This is a genomic window from bacterium, from assembly GCA_021372515.1.
GTDB lineage: Bacteria > Gemmatimonadota > Glassbacteria > GWA2-58-10 > GWA2-58-10 > JAJFUG01.
The window spans coordinates 18,133-37,964 of sequence record JAJFUG010000146.1 but is presented as its reverse complement, the minus strand read 5'-3'; the positions used below and the strand labels follow the sequence as shown (position 1 = coordinate 37,964).

The 19,832-nt window shown below is 62.3% G+C and carries 13 protein-coding genes; 7 read left to right on the top strand and 6 right to left on the bottom strand.

Features of this window, described 5'->3' with window-relative positions; genetic code table 11:
- The 6 genes from LLH00_13930 to LLH00_13905 all read left to right on the top strand — a co-directional run bounded on the left by LLH00_13930 (nucleotide 1) and on the right by LLH00_13905 (nucleotide 8,079).
- Nucleotides 1–609 (top strand): UbiX family flavin prenyltransferase, encoded by a 609-nt coding sequence (locus LLH00_13930; protein MCE5272373.1) that lies wholly within the window; start codon nucleotides 1–3, stop codon nucleotides 607–609.
- A 738-nt stretch (nucleotides 610–1,347) separates the two neighbouring features.
- Nucleotides 1,348–2,169, top strand: coding sequence for a class I SAM-dependent methyltransferase (locus LLH00_13925; GenBank protein MCE5272372.1), 822 nt, complete (start codon nucleotides 1,348–1,350; stop codon nucleotides 2,167–2,169).
- A 611-nt stretch (nucleotides 2,170–2,780) separates the two neighbouring features.
- A complete protein-coding gene (locus tag LLH00_13920) occupies nucleotides 2,781–2,957 on the top strand; it encodes a hypothetical protein (GenBank protein MCE5272371.1) in 177 nt (58 codons plus the stop codon).
- A 223-nt stretch (nucleotides 2,958–3,180) separates the two neighbouring features.
- The gene (locus tag LLH00_13915) at nucleotides 3,181–4,866 is read left to right on the top strand and encodes an amidohydrolase (protein ID MCE5272370.1); all 1,686 of its coding nucleotides are present in this window, start codon (nucleotides 3,181–3,183) and stop codon (nucleotides 4,864–4,866) included.
- Between the two features lie 40 nt (nucleotides 4,867–4,906).
- On the top strand, nucleotides 4,907–6,349 hold the full coding sequence (locus LLH00_13910) for a DUF4832 domain-containing protein (GenBank protein MCE5272369.1): 1,443 nt from the start codon (nucleotides 4,907–4,909) through the stop codon (nucleotides 6,347–6,349).
- Between the two features lie 284 nt (nucleotides 6,350–6,633).
- Nucleotides 6,634–8,079 (top strand): hypothetical protein, encoded by a 1,446-nt coding sequence (locus LLH00_13905; GenBank protein ID MCE5272368.1) that lies wholly within the window; start codon nucleotides 6,634–6,636, stop codon nucleotides 8,077–8,079.
- 80 nt (nucleotides 8,080–8,159) lie between these two features.
- On the opposite strand, the gene LLH00_13900 is transcribed toward LLH00_13905, so the two are convergent.
- The gene (locus LLH00_13900; GenBank protein ID MCE5272367.1) at nucleotides 8,160–8,687 is read right to left on the bottom strand and encodes a hypothetical protein; all 528 of its coding nucleotides are present in this window, start codon (nucleotides 8,685–8,687) and stop codon (nucleotides 8,160–8,162) included.
- 45 nt (nucleotides 8,688–8,732) lie between these two features.
- Nucleotides 8,733–10,610 (bottom strand): hypothetical protein, encoded by a 1,878-nt coding sequence (locus LLH00_13895; protein ID MCE5272366.1) that lies wholly within the window; start codon nucleotides 10,608–10,610, stop codon nucleotides 8,733–8,735.
- A 166-nt stretch (nucleotides 10,611–10,776) separates the two neighbouring features.
- Here LLH00_13895 and LLH00_13890 point away from each other — a divergent pair, with 166 nt between their 5' ends.
- Nucleotides 10,777–13,359 carry a PEP/pyruvate-binding domain-containing protein gene (locus LLH00_13890; protein ID MCE5272365.1) on the top strand — a complete coding sequence of 861 codons (2,583 nt, stop codon included), beginning with the start codon at nucleotides 10,777–10,779 and terminating at the stop codon, nucleotides 13,357–13,359.
- A gap of 90 nt (nucleotides 13,360–13,449) precedes the next feature.
- Here the strand turns inward: LLH00_13890 and gdhA are convergent, their stop codons facing one another.
- From gdhA to LLH00_13870, 4 genes are all read right to left on the bottom strand, one after another.
- Nucleotides 13,450–14,793 carry an NADP-specific glutamate dehydrogenase gene (gdhA, locus tag LLH00_13885; GenBank protein ID MCE5272364.1) on the bottom strand — a complete coding sequence of 448 codons (1,344 nt, stop codon included), beginning with the start codon at nucleotides 14,791–14,793 and terminating at the stop codon, nucleotides 13,450–13,452.
- A 173-nt stretch (nucleotides 14,794–14,966) separates the two neighbouring features.
- Nucleotides 14,967–15,485: a bacterioferritin gene (locus LLH00_13880; protein MCE5272363.1), complete on the bottom strand. Its 519-nt coding sequence runs from the start codon at nucleotides 15,483–15,485 to the stop codon at nucleotides 14,967–14,969.
- Nucleotides 15,486–15,903: 418 nt separating this feature from the next.
- Nucleotides 15,904–18,471 (bottom strand): hypothetical protein, encoded by a 2,568-nt coding sequence (locus LLH00_13875; GenBank protein MCE5272362.1) that lies wholly within the window; start codon nucleotides 18,469–18,471, stop codon nucleotides 15,904–15,906.
- Nucleotides 18,472–19,150: 679 nt separating this feature from the next.
- Nucleotides 19,151–19,819, bottom strand: a complete 669-nt coding sequence (locus LLH00_13870) for a peroxiredoxin (protein MCE5272361.1) — start codon at nucleotides 19,817–19,819, stop codon at nucleotides 19,151–19,153.
- Between the last annotated feature and the right edge of the window lie 13 nt (nucleotides 19,820–19,832).

Here is a 19,832-nt window from a genome sequence, read left to right as displayed (position 1 = left end):
ATGTCCACGGATAACAAATCTCCCCTGACAGTGGCGGTCACCGGCGCCAGCGGAGCGCCCTACGCCCTGGCCCTGCTGCGTGAGCTGGCTCGCCTGGGGCAGAGCGTGGAGCTTGTCGCCAGCGATATGGGCCGCGACATGCTGCGCCGCGAAACGGATGTGCCCTCCGAGGGTGCGCTTCTGCCGCACCTGGACGGAAAGGGGATCGGCACGAGCCGTTTCCGCGAGTACGCCAACGACTGCCTGGGCGCGCCCCCGGCCAGCGGCAGCCACCGCACTCTGGGCATGGTGGTCTGCCCGTGCAGCGTCAAGACACTGAGCGCTGTCGCTGTCGGGGCCTGCCGCAGCCTGATAGAGCGCGCGGCCGAGGTCTGCCTCAAGGAACGTCGCCCCCTGGTGCTGGTGCTGCGAGAGACTCCCTACAGCCTGACCGTGATCGAGAGCATGCGCGCGGTCACCCTGGCCGGGGCGGTGGTGCTACCGGCCAGCCCGGCGTTTTACCACAATCCGCAGAAAATCGAGGACCTGGTGGATTTTGTCGCCGCGCGGGTGCTCGACCGCTTCGGCCTGGAGCACGGGCTCCTGCGGCCCTGGGATGGCGGCCAGTGAACCGGACTTCGCCATGTCGAGAGTGCAATTGGTTTTCTAAGCCGTCCCTGGGTATTATATTGCTGCGAAAATTACGAATTAACAGGGCGAGTATATTTCGACTCAAGGTGAAAGGTCAGTTTTGACAGTATTAGTCTCCGACTGGAATTTCAGGCTTCAAAGGTTACTTCTGAGGCAAGTCTCAATGCTTACCGTGAGCCTGGAGGCATTGGGATTATTCGAGTCTGGGTTAAAAGTCTCAGCGATAGAGGGACTGGACGCCACGTTCAGCATAGGATAGAGATTCCGTCACGTCAAGCGGCAGCAAGTCGTCTTGGTGGATACGGGGATGTCAACCGTTCCGTTCGGATGGGCAAAGACCAAGTGATGTAAGCCATCGCCGGGAAGAAGAATCTCAGGAAGAACGCTTAAAGCGCCAGCACGATGGTATTATTTGAGGCTGAAATGTTGGCGATCAGAGGCAACCAAGCAAACGCGAGTCATTTTTTACATTTTCAATTCCAATATGGGAAATATCGGTTAAGGCGTGGTGTATGCTTCAATAATCGCAAATCCTTTAGTAAAGAGATTTCAGGAAAATGCTGCCTCCGTGGAAAGCTGCGAGATAATACGCCAAGATCATGGCGTTTCGCGCATCATGCAAATGCCATACTCTATGTGAGAGCTCCGAGGGATTCTTTTCTACTGAATTCGGATTGTCAGTTTTATCTCGATATCGTTTAGTGGAGGATGGATAGAATGGATACAGCTAAAGAAACCGAGAATACCATTAAACGATTCGGTGAACAATGGTTACTTTTTAAGGAAAATCCTGGTTATTATGGATCAATAGAGGACTTGCAAAATGTTTTAGGACCTCTCCTGGAAATTGCATCTCTAAAGAATTGTAACGTGGCTGAGATAGGCAGTGGCACCGGTCGGGTTGTAAACATGCTATTAGATGCAGATGTGGCCGCAGTTACAGCCATTGAACCTTCCGCGGCATATGATGTGTTGAAAATCAACACATCCGCGCGATCAAAAAGAGTAAACTATATCAAAGCGAGGGGAGAAGAAATCCCTCAGAACCAGAGTTTTGACTATGTTTTTTCAATCGGAGTCATTCATCATATACCGGAGCCGAATCCTGTAGTAAGAGCAGCCTTCAGCGCTTTGAAACCCGGGGGGAAGGTATTGATCTGGGTGTACGCTCGAGAAGGTAATCGGTTGTACCTGAGTATAGTCCAGCCGTTGCGTTTTATTACGGTTCATCTGCCGTCTTGCTTTCTCAATGGGTTGGTGTACCTGCTGAATTGTTTTCTGGATTTGTATCTGCTCCTTTGTCGGTTTCTCCCCCTTCCGATGCGGGATTACATGAGGAATAAGTTGGGACGTTATTCCCGCAAAGTGCGCCATATGACAATTTATGATCAATTAAATCCCACGTTCTCAAAATATTATCGTCGAGAAGAGATTAAAAATCTACTGGAGTCGGCTGGGTTTCAACAGGTGAATATCTATCACAGAGATGGTTACAGCTGGACAGTTATAGGTACACGACCAACGGCAGGCAACCTTTGATTCAATGGCTTTTGGCGTTAAGTCTTTTTTCTGAGCGTGCATTCAGGTGTAGATCAGGTTTGGAAGCTCCAAGTTATTCCTTTCTTTGTAATATGCAATCCTGAAACAGTAATTTGTCATTTGAAAGTACAAGGCATGCTGCTTGTGTGTGTTGATACTGACATGGGATTGAAAGAGTAGCTCTCCCAACTCATCCAGGCTGTTGGGCGTGCGATCTGTAAAATGATTCTCTCAAAAGTGGTCCCGTAAATATTCTGAAGACGTTTAGAGTGTGTAGAGGGTCTGTTTGCATGCAGTCTCAACTGTTTCAGACACTACGCCTGGGTACGGTTACACCAGTAAGCTTCCCGTGACCGCCGTCCACTTCCTTATCAACGCTGTGTCCGGCCCTTCTGCGAGCAACGCAACCTTGCCATCCAGAACATTCTGAGCGGTGAGGGTCATGTGTACCCATAAAGGAAGATCTGCAGTCGGCTCAGAAAAGATTTGCCTGACTGTGTAGGTTAAAGCTCCCGCCCCGGTCTGCCGATATAATCCAGTGGAATGGAATCCCGAAGGGCGGCTCGTGGGCTGCCCGGAACAATCGGCGCCAGGACGAAAGAGGCACAGAGATGAATCTCGACAGCATCAACCTGGCGCTGCAAGTCCAAACCACCCTGGAGCGCAGGGCCCTGGACAACCAGGCCTCCAGCGTGATGCAGCTTATCAGCAGCGTGACCGAGCAGGAACCCGCGCCAGCGGGCGGCCGCGATGACAGGCTGGGCAAGGTGGTGGACCTGCGCGCCTGAGCGGGCGCAGAGAGCCCCCGCTGCAAGGCAAAGAGAGGGCTGCCGGCATAGATGCCGGCGGCCCTCTTCTGTTTGTATCCTCAAAAATACTTTCCTGTTTGACCTTCCGGCCCCGATTCCTTATTATGTTGTTTCCGGGCTTTAGGGCCCCAGCTCGAATCAATCCCCCCGCAGCGGCGTTTATGTGGCGGGCCGCTCAACACTTTTTGCGGATGACAGGCACATGCTGAACCTGACTCAGGCCTCATTGCTGCTTCTGCTGGCGGTTCTCGGTGTTTCCTGCGCCAAGGCTCCGGTGGCCGACCTGGTGCTGCTGGGCGGCGCGGTGATCACCGTGGACAAGGCCAATCCCCACGCCAGCGCGGTGGCCGTGTCCGGCAAGCATATCCTGGCCGTGGGCACGGATGACCAGATACGGCGCCATATCAAGGACGGCGTGACCCGCGTGATCGAGCTCAAGGGCCGCTCGGTGCTGCCGGGGTTCAATGACGCCCACGCGCACATAATATCAAACGGCGAGGCCCTGGAGAAAATCGACCTGGGCGGCGTGGACACGTTCGAGGAGTTCGCCCGCCGGGTCAAGCAGCGCGTGGCCACGGCAAAGCCCGGCGAATGGCTGTACGGCCGGGGTTGGGACCAGAGCATCCTGCCCGGCAAGGCCTGGCCGACCAAGGAGCTGATCGATTCGGTCTGTCCGGACAACCCGGTGGTCCTGAGCCGTCACGACAGCCACAGCCGCCTGGTCAATTCAGTTGTGCTCAAGCTGTCCGGAATAACGAAAGACACCCCCGACCCCGAGGGCGGGCAGATCCTGCGCGATCCGGCCAGCGGCGAGCCCACCGGCGTGCTCAAGGAGAACGCCATGGGCCTGATGGCCTCAGAGCCGCATGACCAGATGGAGGACAGGCATGTCGCCGGGCAGCGCCACCTGCGCCTGTCCCTCGCTGAGGCCCGCCGCCTGGGCGTGACCAGCCTGACCCATTTCAACGGGTCGGAGGACTTGTTCGAGGAGGCCCTGGCCGCGGGTGAGCTGACTTTCCGGGTCAACGTGGGCCACCCCCTGACCGCAGACCCGGAAAAGCTGGCCGAGTACCACACTCTGCGCGACAAGTACCGTGACAACGAATATATCCGCTTCGGGCCGCTCAAGGGGTTCATCGACGGGACCCTGGGCTCGGCCACGGCCGCGATGTTCGAGCCGTACAGCGACGACCCCTCCACCAGCGGCACAGTGGTCACGCCGGTCGAGGAGATGGAGGCCATGATCCTGGCCGCCGACCGCGACAGTTTCCAGGTGGCGATCCACGCCATCGGCGACCGGGGCAGCAATATCGTGCTGAATGCGGTGGAAAAGGCCATCGCCGCCAACGGCCGCCGGGATGCTCGTCACCGCATCGAGCACGCCCAGATCCTGAAAAAGGACGATCTGCCGCGCTTTGCCGCCCTGGGGGTGATCGCCTCGATGCAGCCCACCCACTGCATCTCCGACAAGCATTTCGCCGTGGACCGTCTGGGCTGGGAGCGCTGCCGCTACTCCTACTGCTGGAACAGCCTGCGCGAGGCCGGGGCGGCCCTGGCTTTCGGCACCGACTGCCCCATCGAGCCGCTCGACCCGCTGCAGGGCCTCTACGCCGCGGTCACCCGCAAGGACCGCAAGGGCGAGGAGGGCCCCGGCTGGATACCGGAGGAAAAGATCACCCTGGAGCAGGCCGTCGAGTACTACACCCTCGGCTCGGCCTACGCCGAGTTCCGGGAGAACGAGAAAGGCTCGCTCACACCCGGCAAGCTGGCCGATATCGTGGTCCTGAGCTCCGACATCGCCCAGACCCCGCCCGACAGCATCATGCAGCTCAAGGTGGATTACACGGTGTTCGACGGCCGAATTGTCTATGAAAGCGGCAGCAATTGAGAATCTCACCATCAATTCCAACCGGTACAAGGAGAATACGATGAAAGTATTTCGGCTGGCGGCGCTGCTTTCCGTGCTCGTCGCCTATGGCTTCCTTTACGCCCAGGAGACAGTGCTGGTGCGGTTCAACGAGACCGATGAGGTGCTGATCAATCCCGGAATCGGGTTCAACACGTTCCAGCGCTTCAACGGCGACACCTTGAACGGCGGCTCCGGCTGGACCGAGGGGTTCCCGATCGATTACCAGAAATTCGACGGCGACCTGACCAACCCCGACCACCCGGCCACCACGACCGCCTATTTCCGGGTCTACTGGAAATTTCTGGAGCCGGAAAAGGGCAAGTACAACTGGGAGATGATCGACAAGGCCCTGAGGACCGCGGCGGAGCGCGGCCAGACACTGCTTCTGCGTATCGCGCCCTACGGCACCGGGCCGGAGCGGGATGTGCCCGAGTGGCTGCGGCAGGTGTTCGGGCCGGAGAAAGTCAGTCACCCGGAGGACGAGGACGATGAGCAGGGTTCAGCGCGCTGGCGGGTCAGCGCCAACGATGAGCGCTATATCACCGCCTTCACCCGCATGATCCGTGACCTGGGGGCGCGCTATGACGGGAACCCCGACCTGGAACTGGTGGACATGGCGATCTGCGGCTACTGGGGCGAGGGCGCCGGAAGCAGCGAGCTGACCGAGCAGTCCCGCCATGCCCTGGTGGATGCCTACCTGGAGGCGTTCCCCAAGACCGACAAGGTCATGCTCCTGACCGACGAGAAGACCAACAAGTACGGCCGCGCCAAGGGCAATGTGGGCTGGCGCGTGGACTGCCTGGGCGACCTGGGTTTCTGGGCCAAGGAGCAGAAAGGCTGGACCCACATGTACGACTACTATCCCGAGGGAATAATCAATTTCGGGATGGAGGATGCCTGGAAGACCGCCCCGGTGAGCCTGGAAATCTGCGGGACCATGCTGGGCTGGCGGGACCATCAGGGCTATGGGCTGAAAGAGGTAAAGTACATCTTCGACCAGGCGCTCAAGTGGCACATCTCCACGTTCAACGCCAAGAGCAGCCCGGTGCCCAGCCAGTGGTGGCCCCTGGTCAACGACTGGCTGCGCAGGATGGGCTACCGTTTCGTGCTGCGCAAGTTCACCTACCCCGACCAGGTCAGCCCGCAGGGCAAGCTGGCTTTCACCTCCTGGTGGGAGAACACCGGCGTGGCCCCGGCCTACCGCGACTGGCCCGTGGCCCTGCGCCTGAAGGGCGCCAAGCGCACCGAGGTGCTGCTCACGGACAGTGATATCCGCAAGTGGCTGCCCGGGGATGCCGTGTTCGACAGCGCGGTGTTCGTGCCGCTGGACATGCCGGCGGGCGAGTACGAGCTTTCGCTGTCCATCGTGGACCCGCGCACGCGCAAGCCGCACGTGCGCCTGGCTATCCCCGGCCGGGACGCCGAGGGCTGGTACCCGCTGGGCAAGATCACGGTGAAGTGACCCTCTATACATACGCTTCGCACGGACAAGGCCGCTCCGAACCGGGGGCGGCCTTTCCATTTTATGTGCCACACCGCAAGCGTTGACACCCGGCCGCCGGTCGTGTAATCTTCTGTTGGTTTCTTTCCTTCCGCCTTTAGTCGCTCGGTTCCCAAAGCCGTTTGTTTGGTTGTCCGGTCCGGAAAGCTTCGTTCGTCAGACTTGGCCCGAGGTCTTTCACGAATACGACCTTCTGCCACATTCCGAAACAGCGATCCCGCAACGTCCGCAACGAGGAACCCGCCATGTCCACACAGAAACCTGTCTGCCAGCCTGAGAAGTGTTCCAGACGCTCCTTTTTCAGCACCTGCGGCGCGGTGGCCGCCGGAGTGGGGGTGCTCTCGATGCTTCCCTCCACCCGGGGCGGAGTACTGGCCGCCACCGGGGCCGCACCCTCCGTCAAATCGCGCATCCGGCTTGTCTTCGCCTGGCCCGACCCTTCCAAGCCGATCTGGCCCAACATCGGCTACGATTTCGAGACCCACACCCGTGAGGTTCTGGCCAAACTCACCACCGGTTGCCCGTCGGTGGAGTTCCTCCCGGTGACCGTGACCTCGGGCAGCCGTGAGGCGGCCGAGAAAGTGATCGCCGGGGACGGGGCCGACATCGACGGCTACCTGGTCTACCTGGCCGGCTGCCTCTGGGGCGAGACTCCGGAGACAATCGCCGCCTCGGGCAAACCGGCCGTTTTCGCGGACAACCTGTTCGCCGGCTCGGGCAAGTTCCTGGTCGGCTACGCCGCGGCCAGGCGCGCCGGGCAGCGGGTGGTGGCTGTTTCCAGCTCCGACTTCCAGGACCTGCTCAACGCGGTGCGGTGCCTGAACACAGTGGGGGCCCTCAAACGCTCGAAAGTGCTGGTCGTGGGCGGCGAGCCGAGCCAGGAGGCGATCCAGGCCTACGGCACGGACATCCGGGCGGTGGATTACGGCGAGGTGAACGCCGCCTACCGTAAGGTGGACCCGGCCCAGGCGCAGGCGGTGGCCGGGCGCTGGATCGCCTCGGCGGAAAAAGTGATCGAGCCGTCACGTGAGACGATCACCCAGTCGGCGGCGATGTACCTGGCCATGGAGGCCCTGCTGGCCGAGCAGGGGGCCGAGGCGATCACGGTCAACTGCCTGACCGGCATCTACGGCGGCCAACTGGTGAACGCCTACCCCTGCCTGGGTTTCATGGCCCTGGACGACAGCGGCAAGGTGGGGGCTTGCGAGGCCGACCAGCGCGCCACTATCACCAAGCTCCTGATGAAACACCTGGTCGGGCGGCCCGGGTTCATCTCCGACCCGGTGATCGACACGGCCCGCAACCGTATCATCTACGCCCACTGCGTGGCCCCGACCCGAGTCTACGGCCCCGAGGGGTCCTCCAACGCGTACCACATCCGCGACCATTCCGAGGACCGTAAGGGCGCCTGCAACCGCTCGCTGATGCCTCTGGGCGAGACCGTGACCACGATCATGTTCGACGCCGCGAAGAAACAGGTGATTATGCACCAGGGAGTCACGGTGGAGAACGTGGACGAGGACAAGGCCTGCCGCACCAAGCTGGCGGTGGAGGTGAAGGGAGACGTGCACAAGCTGCTGGAGCAGTGGGACGAGTGGGGCTGGCACCGGGTGACCTTTTACGGTGACCACCGACGGCAGGTGATCGACACCGCCTCCCTGCTGGGTTTCGGAGTGGTGGAGGAGGCCTGAGCGCGGGACAGGGAAACACGAAGGGGCGCGGACCATTCCGCGCCCCTTTCTTTTTCTGCTTCTTAGAAGCCGACGGCGGCTCAAGTTTTCCCTTCCATGAACTCCCCGTAATGCTCCCGGGCGCAATCCGGGCAGAAACTGTGGCTGAACTTGGCCTCGGAGTGCTCGCCGATGTACTTTTCGAGCTGCACCCAATCGTCCTGCCCGACCCGTATTTTCTTGCAGAAACAGCAGATCGGAAGGATGCCGGTCAGGACATTCACTTCCCGGGCAAGCTCGTTCATCTGCTTCGAATTTCTGTCCACGAGGTAGGCGAACAGCAGGAGTACGGTCACTTGAATAAACAGGTTGACAAGCCCTGCTTTCCAGGAGAATTGCTCGCTCCAGACAATCTCGAACCCCATCCGGATCAGCGGAAGGCTGATCGAGTAAAATGCGCCCCACAGGCGGCGGTTTATCCAGCAGACCAGGGCCACCGGCGCCAGGAACAGGATCGGGAACTGGATGAACGGCCCGGTGAAATAATCGGCCACCAGGATCAGCACAGCCAGGGACAATGTCCCGTAAAGGTACGGCTTCGATTGCTTGAACCGCATCAGGCGTAGCATGGCCTCGTCCTTTTGGAAGCGAGCTTAGAACCTGCCCGGGAGACCCTATTTTATTTCCAGCCGGTGCTCGCCCAGCCCGGCCGGGATTCTTACCTGCTGCACTCCATCCTGCGCCACGCTGCCGGCCTCTTTGCCATCCGCCAGGATCGCCTTGCCGGCCAGGCTCTTGCGCTGCCAGTCGGCGATATCCAGGCTCCAGACCGCCGGGTTGTCCTTGAAATACTGGCAGTAATGACTGTCGCAGTTCCAGGCCAGCCCGCGGGGCAGGGCACGGCTCTGGCGCGCGGCGTGCATGTAGCCCACGTACTCGTTGAACCCGGTGTAGACCGCCTCCGGTCCGGCATCCTTGAACGTGTTCAGGAATTTTTCCGGGTGCTCGGCTATGCCCTTGTCGTGGGCATCCGGCTGGGCCTCGATCGTGGCCGGGGCATCCGGCGTGCCCTCGAACAGCCAGCCGCGCACGGCCAGGTCCGGGCCCAGGTAGCCGCCGTGCCAGCAGAACCAGCCGAAACCCTCGCGGGCGGCCAGTTTCCAGGTGTGGGCCTCCGGGGTCAGGGTGATCCCCAGCCCGCCCGAGACGAACGAGAGAGGATCGATCCCGAACAGCCCGGTCAGCCACTGACGGCCTTTCTGCAGGTGCTCAGCCTGCACCGCGGCCGGGATGGGCTGGACCCCGCTCATCGGGTCGGCGCGGCGGGTGTCGCCAAACTCGCGGTACCAGCCCACCTCGGCTTTTTCGCCATCCAGCGGTGCACCCCACCAGGGCCCCGGTTCTCTCTCCAGGTCGGGCTGCATGTGGGTCCAGCCGTGGCTCTGCAGCTCGAACACCCCGGCCGCCAGGCCCTCGCGCAGGCCCTCGCCGGTGGAGACGAAATTCTGGCGCGCGCCGAACTTGTCGGTGAAATCCTGCTGGAAACTCAGCTCCACCGTGCGTTTCTCGTCGTTGACAAACCCCGGCACCACGTTGATCACCAGCTTGGCCTTGTGTGCCTTGAGCGGGGCGATCAGGCGCTCCTCGATCTGCTCGCGGGTCAGGGTGGGGTAGTGCCAGGAATCCAGCCAGGCGCACTGCGCCCCGCCCGGATCGTCCATCACGATTATCTTGCGGTTCTCCCAGGTCTTGAACACGCTGTAGCCGACCGCCTCGGTCAGGGCGCGGCGCAGAAGGGTGCGCATCGCCTGATGCTCGAGGTTCAGGTAGCGGTCGCCGCCGATCCAGATCGCCACGGTGCTCTCGTTCGCGCGCAACTCGGTCAGGGCCGGATAGCTGCCGTGCGTGGCCAGCACCTGCACGTCCTCGTTCAGCGTTTTCACCCGTGTCCGGTGCACGTAGCCCGATTCCGGCACCGGGACCAGCACCGGCCCCAGGCCGTGGGTCAGGAAATGCTCCCTCTTCACCTCGATCCGGTCGGCGGTCATGTTGTAGCCCTCGTAGCTCAGGCCGCAGAGCCAGCCGATCTTTTCGGCGTAAACACTCTTGTTGAGCGCCACCAGGCTGATCCCGTACTTGGCAACAGCGTCATGCAGGCACTGCCCGCTGGCCTCGTCCCAGTAATAGGACTCGCCGTCCAGGGCAAACAGCATGCAGCCGTAGAGCGCCTTGCCGTGCCCGTCCAGCAGACGTTCCGTGGTGATACGCTCCTGATCCAGGCGCAGGATGTCGAACGGGACGCCCCAGCTCTTGAGCAGCACCACGAGCTGGAAAAAGTCGGTGCCGGCCGGGCGGTAGCTCAGGTCGTAGTTGGGTATCTCGGTCTGCTGCACGTCCAGCACGAAGCTTTCCTGATCCTGCCACTGGTTGTCGATCACCAGCAGGACGCGTCCGGGTTTGAGCTCGTCAACATCCGCGGCCTGGAGCGCGCCGAAAGCGAGCAGGCTTGACACAGCGAGAAGCATCAGGGTGGTGGAGCCAAAATGCGGCATACTCTCTCCTGGTAAAATGATTGGTGGCATTCGTGATGGATTAATCTAAAGCCCGTATGCCGCCGCGTGCAATAGAGAGCCGTGCCGCTTGATTAGAATTGACTGTGACTGGCGGTGGAATAAATTTCAGCATACGGCAATCCTTCAACTCCGACACGGGCCGCAAATGGAAAAACAAAGGCTTTCGACCGGGCTGGACGGACTGGACCGCGTGCTGGACTGGCTTCGGCCGGGCGACAACGTGGTCTGGAGTGTCGACGACCTGGAACACTACCAGGGCTTTGTGCGGCCGTTCGCACGGCTGGCTGCCCGGCAGGGCAGGCGTCTTGTCTACATGCGTTTCGCCCGGCATGCCCCGCTGGTGGAATGCGCCGCCCGGACCTACGAGCTGGATGCCAACCGCGGGTTCGAGTCTTTCACCGGCCGCATACACGAGATAGTCGGAGCGGAGGGCGAGGGTGCCTTCTATGTCTTCGACTGCCTGTCCAACCTGCTTTCGGCCTGGGCTACCGACCTGATGGTCGGGAATTTCTTCCGGGTCACCTGCCCGTATCTGTTCGAGCTCGACACGGTGGCCTATTTCGGACTGCTGCGCGAGAGCCACTCCTTCAAGACCATCGACCGCATCCGCGAGACAACACAGCTCATGCTGGAGGTGCATTCATTCGAGGGGCGCCTTCACGTGCACCCGCTGAAAGTGGACGGGCGCTATTCGCCGACCATGTTCCTGCCGCACGTGAGGCAGGGGGAGAGTTTCGAGCCGGTGGCCGACAGCCACCGCGCCACCCGCCTTCTGGCCGGGATGTTCAGCCGCGGCGCCTCCCGCGACAGCCGCCGTCTGGACTACTGGGACCGCCTGTTCCTCAGGGCCGGGGACATCGCGCGCGCGGGCCGCAGGGAAGAGCAGGCGGCCATGGTGGACCAGCTCTGCCGCGTGCTGGTGGCGCGCGAGGAGCGCATGCTCGGGCTCGCCCGGCGCTGGTTGGGCCTGGATGACCTTCTCGAGATAAAAAGCCGGATGGTGGGCACCGGGTTCATCGGCGGCAAGGCACTGGGGATGCTGCTGGCCAGGAGCATCCTGCGCGCCGACCCGGAGACCGACTGGCAGGAGCAGCTCGAACCGCACGATTCGTTCTTTGTCGGATCGGATGTTTTCTATTCTTTCCTGGTGCACAACGGCCTCTGGCGCACGCTGATGCGGCAGAAAAGCCCGGAGGGCTACTATGAGGCCGCGCGCGAGCTGCGCGAGGGCATGCGGCTGGGCGAATTCCCCGCCGAGGTGCGCGGGGAGTTCAGCCGGATGCTCGATTATTTCGGCCAGTACCCGATCATCGTGCGCAGCTCCAGCCTGCTGGAGGATGCTTTCGGCAACGCTTTCGCCGGTAAGTACAAGAGCTTTTTCCTGGTCAACCAGGGGGACCCGGACCAGCGCCTGGAGGCGTTCGAGACCGCGGTGCGCGAGGTGTTCGCCAGCACGATGAGCGAGGAGGCCCTGGCCTACCGCAAGCGGCGGGGCCTGGACCGGGCCGAGGAGCAGATGGCCCTGCTGGTGCAGCGGGTCAGCGGACGGTACCGGGGGGATTATTACTATCCCGACCTGGCCGGCGTGGGGGTTTCGTTCAACACTTTTGTCTGGAACAAGGGGCTCGACCCGCAGGCCGGCATGCTGCGGCTGGTGATGGGACTGGGTACGCGGGCGGTCGACCGGGTGGAGGGCGATTACCCGCGCATCGCCGCGCTGGATGACCCGATGCTGCGGCCGCTGAAAGACGGGACGGACCTGCGGCGCTACTCGCAGCGGGATGTCGACCTGCTGAACCTGCGCCGCAACGCGCTGGCCACCCTGCCGGTCAGCGCGCTCCTCGGGGCTGACTCCGGCCTGCCTGCCGGCCTTTTCTGCACAGCCGACACCTCGGGCGGCGAAAACACCCGCCAGCGCGGGCAGAGGCCCGCACGCTCCTGGGTGCTCACTTTCGATCCCCTGCTGGAAAGCACGGATTTCTGCCTCACGATGCGGCGGATGCTCGGGTGCCTGGAGCGGGCCTACAGCTATCCGGTGGACATCGAGTTCACGGTGAATTTCGGGCCGGGCGGCGAGCGCAGGATCAACCTTCTGCAGTGCCGTCCCCTTCAGACCCGCGGGATTGGCCTGGCTGTCCAGTTCCCGGAAAAACCGGACGAGGGGCGCGTGTTTTTCCGCTCGGAGGGGAATTTCATGGGCGGCAATCTCCTGCTGCGGCCCCGGCTGCTGGTCTGGGTCGACCCGGCGGGATACTCGGGGCTGAGCCTGTCCGGTAAGTACGAGCTGGCCCGGCTGGTGGGTGCCCTGGGGCGCAATTTCGCCCACCCGGAAAACTGCCCGGCGATCCTGGCCGGGCCGGGCCGCTGGGGCACCACCACCCCCAGCCTGGGCGTGCCGGTCTCCTTTTCCGAGATCGGGTCGTTCAGCGCCCTGGCCGAGGTCGCGTTCGAATGCGGACCGGCTGTGCCGGAGCTGTCGTTCGGCACGCATTTTTTCCAGGACCTGGTGGAAAGCGGTGTTTTCTACGTGGCGCTCTTTCCCGGCCAGGCCGGCTGCAGCCTGGACAGCGGCTGGCCGCTCCGCCTTCCCAACCGCCTGGAGGAGTGCCTGCCCGGAGCCGGGGCCTACAGCGGGGTCCTGCGGGTCTGCGAGGTCGAGGCGACCGGCCTGACCCTGGCCTCGGACATCATCGGCCAGCGGGTGCTCTGCTGGCGGGAACGGGACTGAGCCGCATCCTGCCTGATGCCGTACAAAAACGAAGGCCGCCCGGGTTGCCGGACGGCCCTTGCTGTTTCCGAAACTGAATCGTCGTAACGGTCAGACCAGGCCCATCGCCACCATGGCCTGGGCCACCTTGATGAACGCGGCGATGTTGGCGCCGTTGACATAGTTGCCCGGCGTGCCGAATTCCTCCGCGGTCTCGTAGCAGTTGCGATGGATGCCGATCATGATGTTTTCGAGACGCTTTTCCGTGTACTCGAAAGTCCAGGCGTCCCGGCAGGCATTCTGCTGCATCTCCAGCGCGCTGGTGGCCACTCCGCCCGCATTGGCCGCCTTGCCGGGGCCGTAGGCGATCTTCGATTCCAGGAACACCTTGATCCCCTCGGGGGTGGTGGGCATGTTGGCGCCCTCTCCCACCGCGATGCAGCCGTTTTTCACCAGGGTCGCCGCATCCTTGCCGTTGATTTCGTTCTGCGTGGCCGAGGGCATGGCCACCTGGCAGGGTATCTCCCAGATATTCCCGTTGGCCGTGTAGGTGGCGTCCTTGTGGTAGAGCGCGTAGTCCTTTATCCTGCGGCGCTCCACCTCCTTGAGCTGCTTGACCAGCTCGATGTCGATCCCCTTGGCATGGTAGATGATGCCGTTGGAGTCGGAGCAGGCCACCACCTTACCGCCGAGTTCGGTGACTTTCTCGATGGTGTAGATCGCCACGTTGCCGGACCCGGAGACCAGGACTGTCTTGCCGTCGAACGAATCCTTGTGCGCCTTGAGCATCTCGTTGACGAAATAGGTGCAGCCGTAACCCGTGGCCTCGGTGCGGACCAGCGAGCCGCCCCAGTCCAGTCCCTTGCCGGTGAGCACCCCGCTTTCATAGCGGTTGGTGATCCGCTTGTACTGGCCGAACATGTAGCCGATCTCCCGTCCGCCCACGCCGATATCCCCGGCCGGGACATCCGTGTATTCGCCGAGGTGACGGAACAGCTCGGTCATGAAACTCTGGCAGAAACGCATGATCTCACCGTCGGATTTACCCTTCGGGTCGAAATCCGAGCCGCCCTTGCCGCCGCCTATCGGCATGCCGGTGAGGGCGTTTTTGAATATCTGCTCGAACCCGAGAAACTTGATGATCCCGAGATAAACCGAGGGGTGGAAACGCAGGCCGCCCTTATAGGGGCCGAGCGCGCTGTTGAACTCCACCCGGAAACCGCGGTGAATCTGCACCTCGCCCTTGTCGTCCATCCAGGGGACCCGGAAGATTATCTGGCGCTCGGGTTCGCAGATACGCTCGATGATCTTGTGATGACCGAATTCCGGGTACTTGCTGAGGACCGGCCCCAGAGATTCGAGCACCTCGCGCACTGCCTGGTGGAATTCCACCTCACCCGGGTTGCGTTTGATAACATCCTGATAGGCCAGTTCGATCTTTTCGTTTACTGACATCTGGGACCCCTTGGCGTGACGGTCAACGTATAAGTGAGGGATACAAAAGCCACAAGCATGGACAATACTCAACTGCTGGCGGCTTGGGGGAACCGCATATCAGGGTCTGAAACAACCAAACGCTCGCCCCGTTCGGCGCAAAAGCAGGATGCCGGTCCCGTTTGGCCGCGCTGTCAGGCCTGGCCGCCGGCTGCTCCGCCGCCAGCCGGACGCTGCGAGATTGTCTTGCTGCGCTCGATCGACTGCAGGGCCAGGTAGTTGTCGCCGTAGCGGGCCAGGTTGTCCAACTCGGTGTCGAACTGGTCGTAATGCCGCTCCTCGTCCAGAACCAGGTCCTCGAACAGCTTCTTGGAGACCGAGTCGGCATGGGCCGAGCACTCGTTGGCCCAGAGGTTGTAGTCGCGCACGCTGCCCTGCTCCATGGCGGAGGCCTGCTTGAGCATCTCCCTCACGTCGTGGATTTTCTGCACCGCGCCGGAGGCGAACATCTCCACCTCGCCCTTGAGGAACAGGACACGCTCGGCCAGACGCTCCACGTGCAGCATCTCCTCGATTGCGGTCTGCTTGAACAGCAGCGACAGCGGGTCGAGGCCCATGTCATCGCAGCGGAAATGGAAATACATGTACTGGTGCACGGCGCTCATCTCATCCTGGATCGCCTTGTTCAACAGCTCGATGCTCTTCTCGTGCATAGGAACCTCCAGAAAAAGTGTGGTTTTATTGTTCAGGGTCAGTTCCGCAGGAAATTACCACCGGCTCGCAACTGCGCTTGCCTTGTCTGTGGGGCGGCTGCGGGGCGGCCTGGCTCATAAATATAAGCCCGCGCCCACCCCTGTCAACCGTCAAAGCCGAGTTCGCGGACCAGCGGGGTCAAGCTTCCCGGCTGCCCGGGGGGCGCGCGTCCGGTAAGCGGGTTTTCTCTGTTCCTTCATGGAATTACACTTGTTCCGGCTGCTGAGGGCCCGGACAAAGACCACCGCCAAGAAGCGCAGATAGCCTCGGACCCGGAACGGCGCCGCCACGTAGAGCCTACTCCCGCCTCTGTCTGGATTTTTCACAAGCGACTCAGCCATTGACACTATGTCTCCTGAATATTCCTATCTGTTTCCTTTACCACGGCATTCCGTTTGTCCAGGGAGGCAGACAGACCACGGAGCGGGTCTGCCCGGGCGCGCCGGCCGGCCAGGTGAGCGGTTGTGGCTGTCCTTTTATTTCGGCTTGAAAGTAGTATTCAATGTCCTGCCCCGGAGTATCGAGGCTGAAACGCCAAACTCCACCGTGATATGTATACTCCATCAGACATACGGTGTACTCGCCTTGTCCCAACGGACGCCAGTGCAGGCTGACGCTTACCGCGGGCGCTCCCACAACAATGGCCTGAAGATTCAACGTTTCGTCCGGGGCCAGGCTGGTGCGCTCCACCGGCGAGAACAGGCGCGGCGCGCCGGGATACTCGCGCGGCTGCTCCAGGCTGCACGGCAGCGGGCCCAGGAGGGCGGTCAGCTCGCGGTCCGGGTCGCCCAGGTAGAGCGGGATCACGTGCTGCTGCCAGTTGGTCACTGTGCCCATGGCTCCTGTTGTGGTCACTGTGGGCAGAAGTTGCGCGAACACACCGGCCAGGCGCTCGGCCAGCTCGACCCGCAGGGGCAGGGCCTCCTCGCGGGCCAGCACGGTCTTCGTGTCCGGGTCCTTGCACTGGCGCATTTTGTCCATGGCCTGACGGAACCTCCAGAGCGTGCAGTCGAAATGCGCCACCTCGCGCAGGTAGCCCAGGCTGTGGAGCCAGAACGAGAAACGCTCGCGCGCGCCGGGTCCGGTGACCAGTGGATCGAGCGCGGCCAGGGAGTCGACGAAGCCGTAACGCGGGGCGACCTGGGTTTCCCAGTCCAGGCTGTCCGGGACCAGCCCGCCGGGGCCCTGATCCCAATTCGCTGGCCGCGGCAGGGCGCCGTCGATGGCAGCGAACAGCCGTGCGGCAGGCTCGGCCGCGGCCGGGCCGAACTCGGCGCGCGCCCAGTCCTGGTAGAAATCGAGGCAGGGGAGGTTACGCGGGCGGTCGGAGGAGCTGTCCGGCTGGATCAGGCGCTCAGCGGCCTCGGGGTTCCAGCCGCTCTGGTCCCAGGCGGCGCGGGCCAGGGCGGCCACGTTCGGCCCCAGCTCGCGGGTGCGCCAGTGTATGCCCATCAGACCGTCGCAGCCGTAGGCCAGGGCATCCGCCGCATCCCGCCGCATCCGTCCGGCCCAGAGCTGCGGGACAATCAGCGCCGGGTCGTCCTCCAGCCAGGGGATGGCCCACTTGCCGCGGCCCTCGATCCGGGCGAACCCAGGCTCCACGGGGTCATGCCCCACCGCCCGGTTGATGCAGGACAGGGCCATGCCCGCGGGCAGCTCGCGGTCGAACAGGGCGCGGTCCCACTGCGGGCCCAGCACCCAGCCGCAGGTGGCCAGTTTGAAAGGAGCCTGGACCTCATCCGCCGCCGCGATGGCCGCTTTCAGGTCGGCCAGGGTGGCCTCCACCTGCTCACGGCTGGCCCCGTCCCAGGTCCAGTTCTCCGGGGTCCAGAACCAGTAATAGTCCAGCGGGTGGGTGGAGGAGATATAACTGAACATTCCAGCGTATATTTTGCGTGCTATTTCGTCCGGCGATTCAGATCTGTCTCGGGGCGATAGCCGTGCCCGCACAGCCTCCGGTACGGTGAGCGGGGTCTCGGTGCCGATACAGGTGCGTATTCCCATCCAACGAGCATAAACAAAAGCCCCGTTAAGCAAGCCACCTATATAATGGAACAAAGACACGCAGGCGGCCGAGTCCGGCGGCCAGGGGGCCATGCAGCGCATGTAATCTGCACCGTAGATATTCTCACTGAAGAACTGATCCGCTCCGAAACCGTAGCTTCTGGTTTCGTCAGGGCGGTAGCCCCAGGTGCCGTTGACTGTGGTGAAATGCCGCGCCGGGTAAGCCGCCCGGATATTGTTGATCCGGTCAAGGCTTTCCCGGGGCCCGATCCAGACGGTCGGCTCAGGGCCGACACCGCCCTGGGGGTAAGTGTGCAGGCCGAAGAAGTTCATTCCCAGTTTGGGCAACTGGGCCAGCACGGCCTTGTAGCCGTCCTCGTCCCACCAGTCCGGGCCTTCCGGGAAATCATGAAAGGGCTGGATGCCGCGCAGGGCGAAGAGCGGACGGCCGGTCTCGCGGATATCCGGCGGCACGGGCGGGATTTTGTCATCCGGGAGGACATCCCCGTGCAGGTAGAAACGCGCGCCCAGGCGCCAGGCCAGACGGTAGGCGCCGTAGAGTGTGCCCAGGCTGTCGCCGCCCGCCACCACGAGCACCCGTCCGCCCCCTGCGCTCACGCTTCCCAGCAGGTAGCTTTCCGCGCCCAGGCTGTCGACCGCGGCCTCGAGCGGCGAGCCGTCCAGAATGGCAGCCATCTCCGCCCGGTCGCAGTCGCCCACCGCGATTACGCAGCGGCCGCGCACTGCAGTCACCGGCCCGGTCTTGAGCGGCAGAAGCTCGCCGGTGAGGTGGTAGAAATAGCGCCGGACCTCACTTGCGGCCAAGTGCTCGGCGAAAGAGGCTTTGGCCGGGACATAGACCGCAACGGCGCGGCCGGCACTCTGGCAGGCAAGGCTGAGCAGGGTGACGAGAACGCAGGACAGGAGGATAATCCGGCGCATGGGACGGCCTCCGGGCGATGAGTGAGATTGGCAGGAATCGAGTCGGCAAGGCGGGTGCGGAGGGAAAGATAAGCGCGCGTCGCGGCGAGGACAAGGGAGAGAATGGACCGATATTTATCTGTACAGGCATCAGGATGGACTGGGTGCTCGATGCGGGTCCTGGCACACCGTATCCATAAGGATACAGGCAGCAATGTCCGATTAGGTTTTTGCATAGAATGTTATGGACGAACACAGTGTTCGTATCGGAATGACTCGATCCTGGGTTAAAGCCAAGCCTCGTGCGGCTGACAGGCCGCCGCTGTTGCCTTTGGGGGCCGCACCTGTCTGAGCCTCCCGCCAGGGCAGCGTGGAGTTCCGCCCGTGAAACGGCACAGGCGGTAAATGCTCAGCGGTGTGGCGGCGATTCGCGGCAGCGCCGCCGCTGCAACGTGGCAGCGGAATCAAAGCGCCGGGCACACCACCGCCAGAAGAAGAGTCGTGGTGCGGACGAGTTTGCGGCCCCCGCTGGCTTTGCTGCTTTGGCCGAAACCAAAGCAGAACAGAGTCTTTCGTCTTCTCATTGCATGTTACTGACCGGACATTGCTGGGAGCGAGGGGGATTTAATGCTAATAAAAAGGGCACGGCATGCCGTGCCCCTAACAGTTCAACCATATCAAATCGTTACTTTGAACCCGCTCAGGCGTTGCGCTCGGGATCGGGCTTGGTGCAGAGGAACCAGTCGTGGCACTTGTAGCCCGACTTGTCCGCCGTATCCACCCGGTCCTTGGCCGCGCCGCAGGAGCCCGGAGGCGGGATGATCACGTCCTCGCCCGGCATCCAGTCGGCCGGAGTGGCCACCCCGTGCTTGTCCGTGGTCTGGAGACCGGCCAGCAGGCGCTTGATCTCGGGCACGTTGCGGCCGTTGGACAGCGGGTAGTAGAGCACCGCGCGCACGATTCCCTTGGGATCGATGATGAACACGGCGCGCACAGCCTGGGTGGTGCTGGCCTGGGGCTGGAGCATCCCGTAGCGCATCGAGACTTCCATCGACAGGTCGCTGATCACCGGGAACTTGACCTCCACGTCCTTCATCCCGCGGTACTCGATCTTCTCCTTGATCGTCCTGAGCCAGGCGATGTGGCTGTAAGTGCTGTCGATGGACAGGCCCAGCAGCTCGGCGTTCATCTTCTTGAACTGCTTCTGCATCGAGGCGAAAGTCATGAACTCGGTGGTGCAGACCGGGGTGAAATCGGCCGGGTGCGAGAAGAAAATCACCCACTTGCCCTCGTAGTCCTGGGGGAACTTGACCGGGCCCATGGTGGTCTCGGCCTCGAACGCGGGGGCCTTGTCCCCGATCAGCGGCATGGCGTAGTACTGG

Bases quoted from the DNA above. Each gene is read 5' to 3' on its own strand.
- LLH00_13870 (MCE5272361.1), bottom strand. From the start codon at position 19,819: ATGCCGCTGATCGGGGACAAGGCCCCCGCGTTCGAGGCCGAGACCACC.
- LLH00_13875 (MCE5272362.1), bottom strand. From the start codon at position 18,471: ATGCGCCGGATTATCCTCCTGTCCTGCGTTCTCGTCACCCTGCTCAGC.
- gdhA (MCE5272364.1), bottom strand. From the start codon at position 14,793: ATGTCAGTAAACGAAAAGATCGAACTGGCCTATCAGGATGTTATCAAA.
- LLH00_13910 (MCE5272369.1), top strand. From the start codon at position 4,907: ATGAAAGTATTTCGGCTGGCGGCGCTGCTTTCCGTGCTCGTCGCCTAT.
- LLH00_13880 (MCE5272363.1), bottom strand. From the start codon at position 15,485: ATGCACGAGAAGAGCATCGAGCTGTTGAACAAGGCGATCCAGGATGAG.
- LLH00_13905 (MCE5272368.1), top strand. From the start codon at position 6,634: ATGTCCACACAGAAACCTGTCTGCCAGCCTGAGAAGTGTTCCAGACGC.
- LLH00_13900 (MCE5272367.1), bottom strand. From the start codon at position 8,687: ATGCTACGCCTGATGCGGTTCAAGCAATCGAAGCCGTACCTTTACGGG.
- LLH00_13930 (MCE5272373.1), top strand. From the start codon at position 1: ATGTCCACGGATAACAAATCTCCCCTGACAGTGGCGGTCACCGGCGCC.
- LLH00_13920 (MCE5272371.1), top strand. From the start codon at position 2,781: ATGAATCTCGACAGCATCAACCTGGCGCTGCAAGTCCAAACCACCCTG.
- LLH00_13890 (MCE5272365.1), top strand. From the start codon at position 10,777: ATGGAAAAACAAAGGCTTTCGACCGGGCTGGACGGACTGGACCGCGTG.
- LLH00_13925 (MCE5272372.1), top strand. From the start codon at position 1,348: ATGGATACAGCTAAAGAAACCGAGAATACCATTAAACGATTCGGTGAA.
- LLH00_13895 (MCE5272366.1), bottom strand. From the start codon at position 10,610: ATGCCGCATTTTGGCTCCACCACCCTGATGCTTCTCGCTGTGTCAAGC.
- LLH00_13915 (MCE5272370.1), top strand. From the start codon at position 3,181: ATGCTGAACCTGACTCAGGCCTCATTGCTGCTTCTGCTGGCGGTTCTC.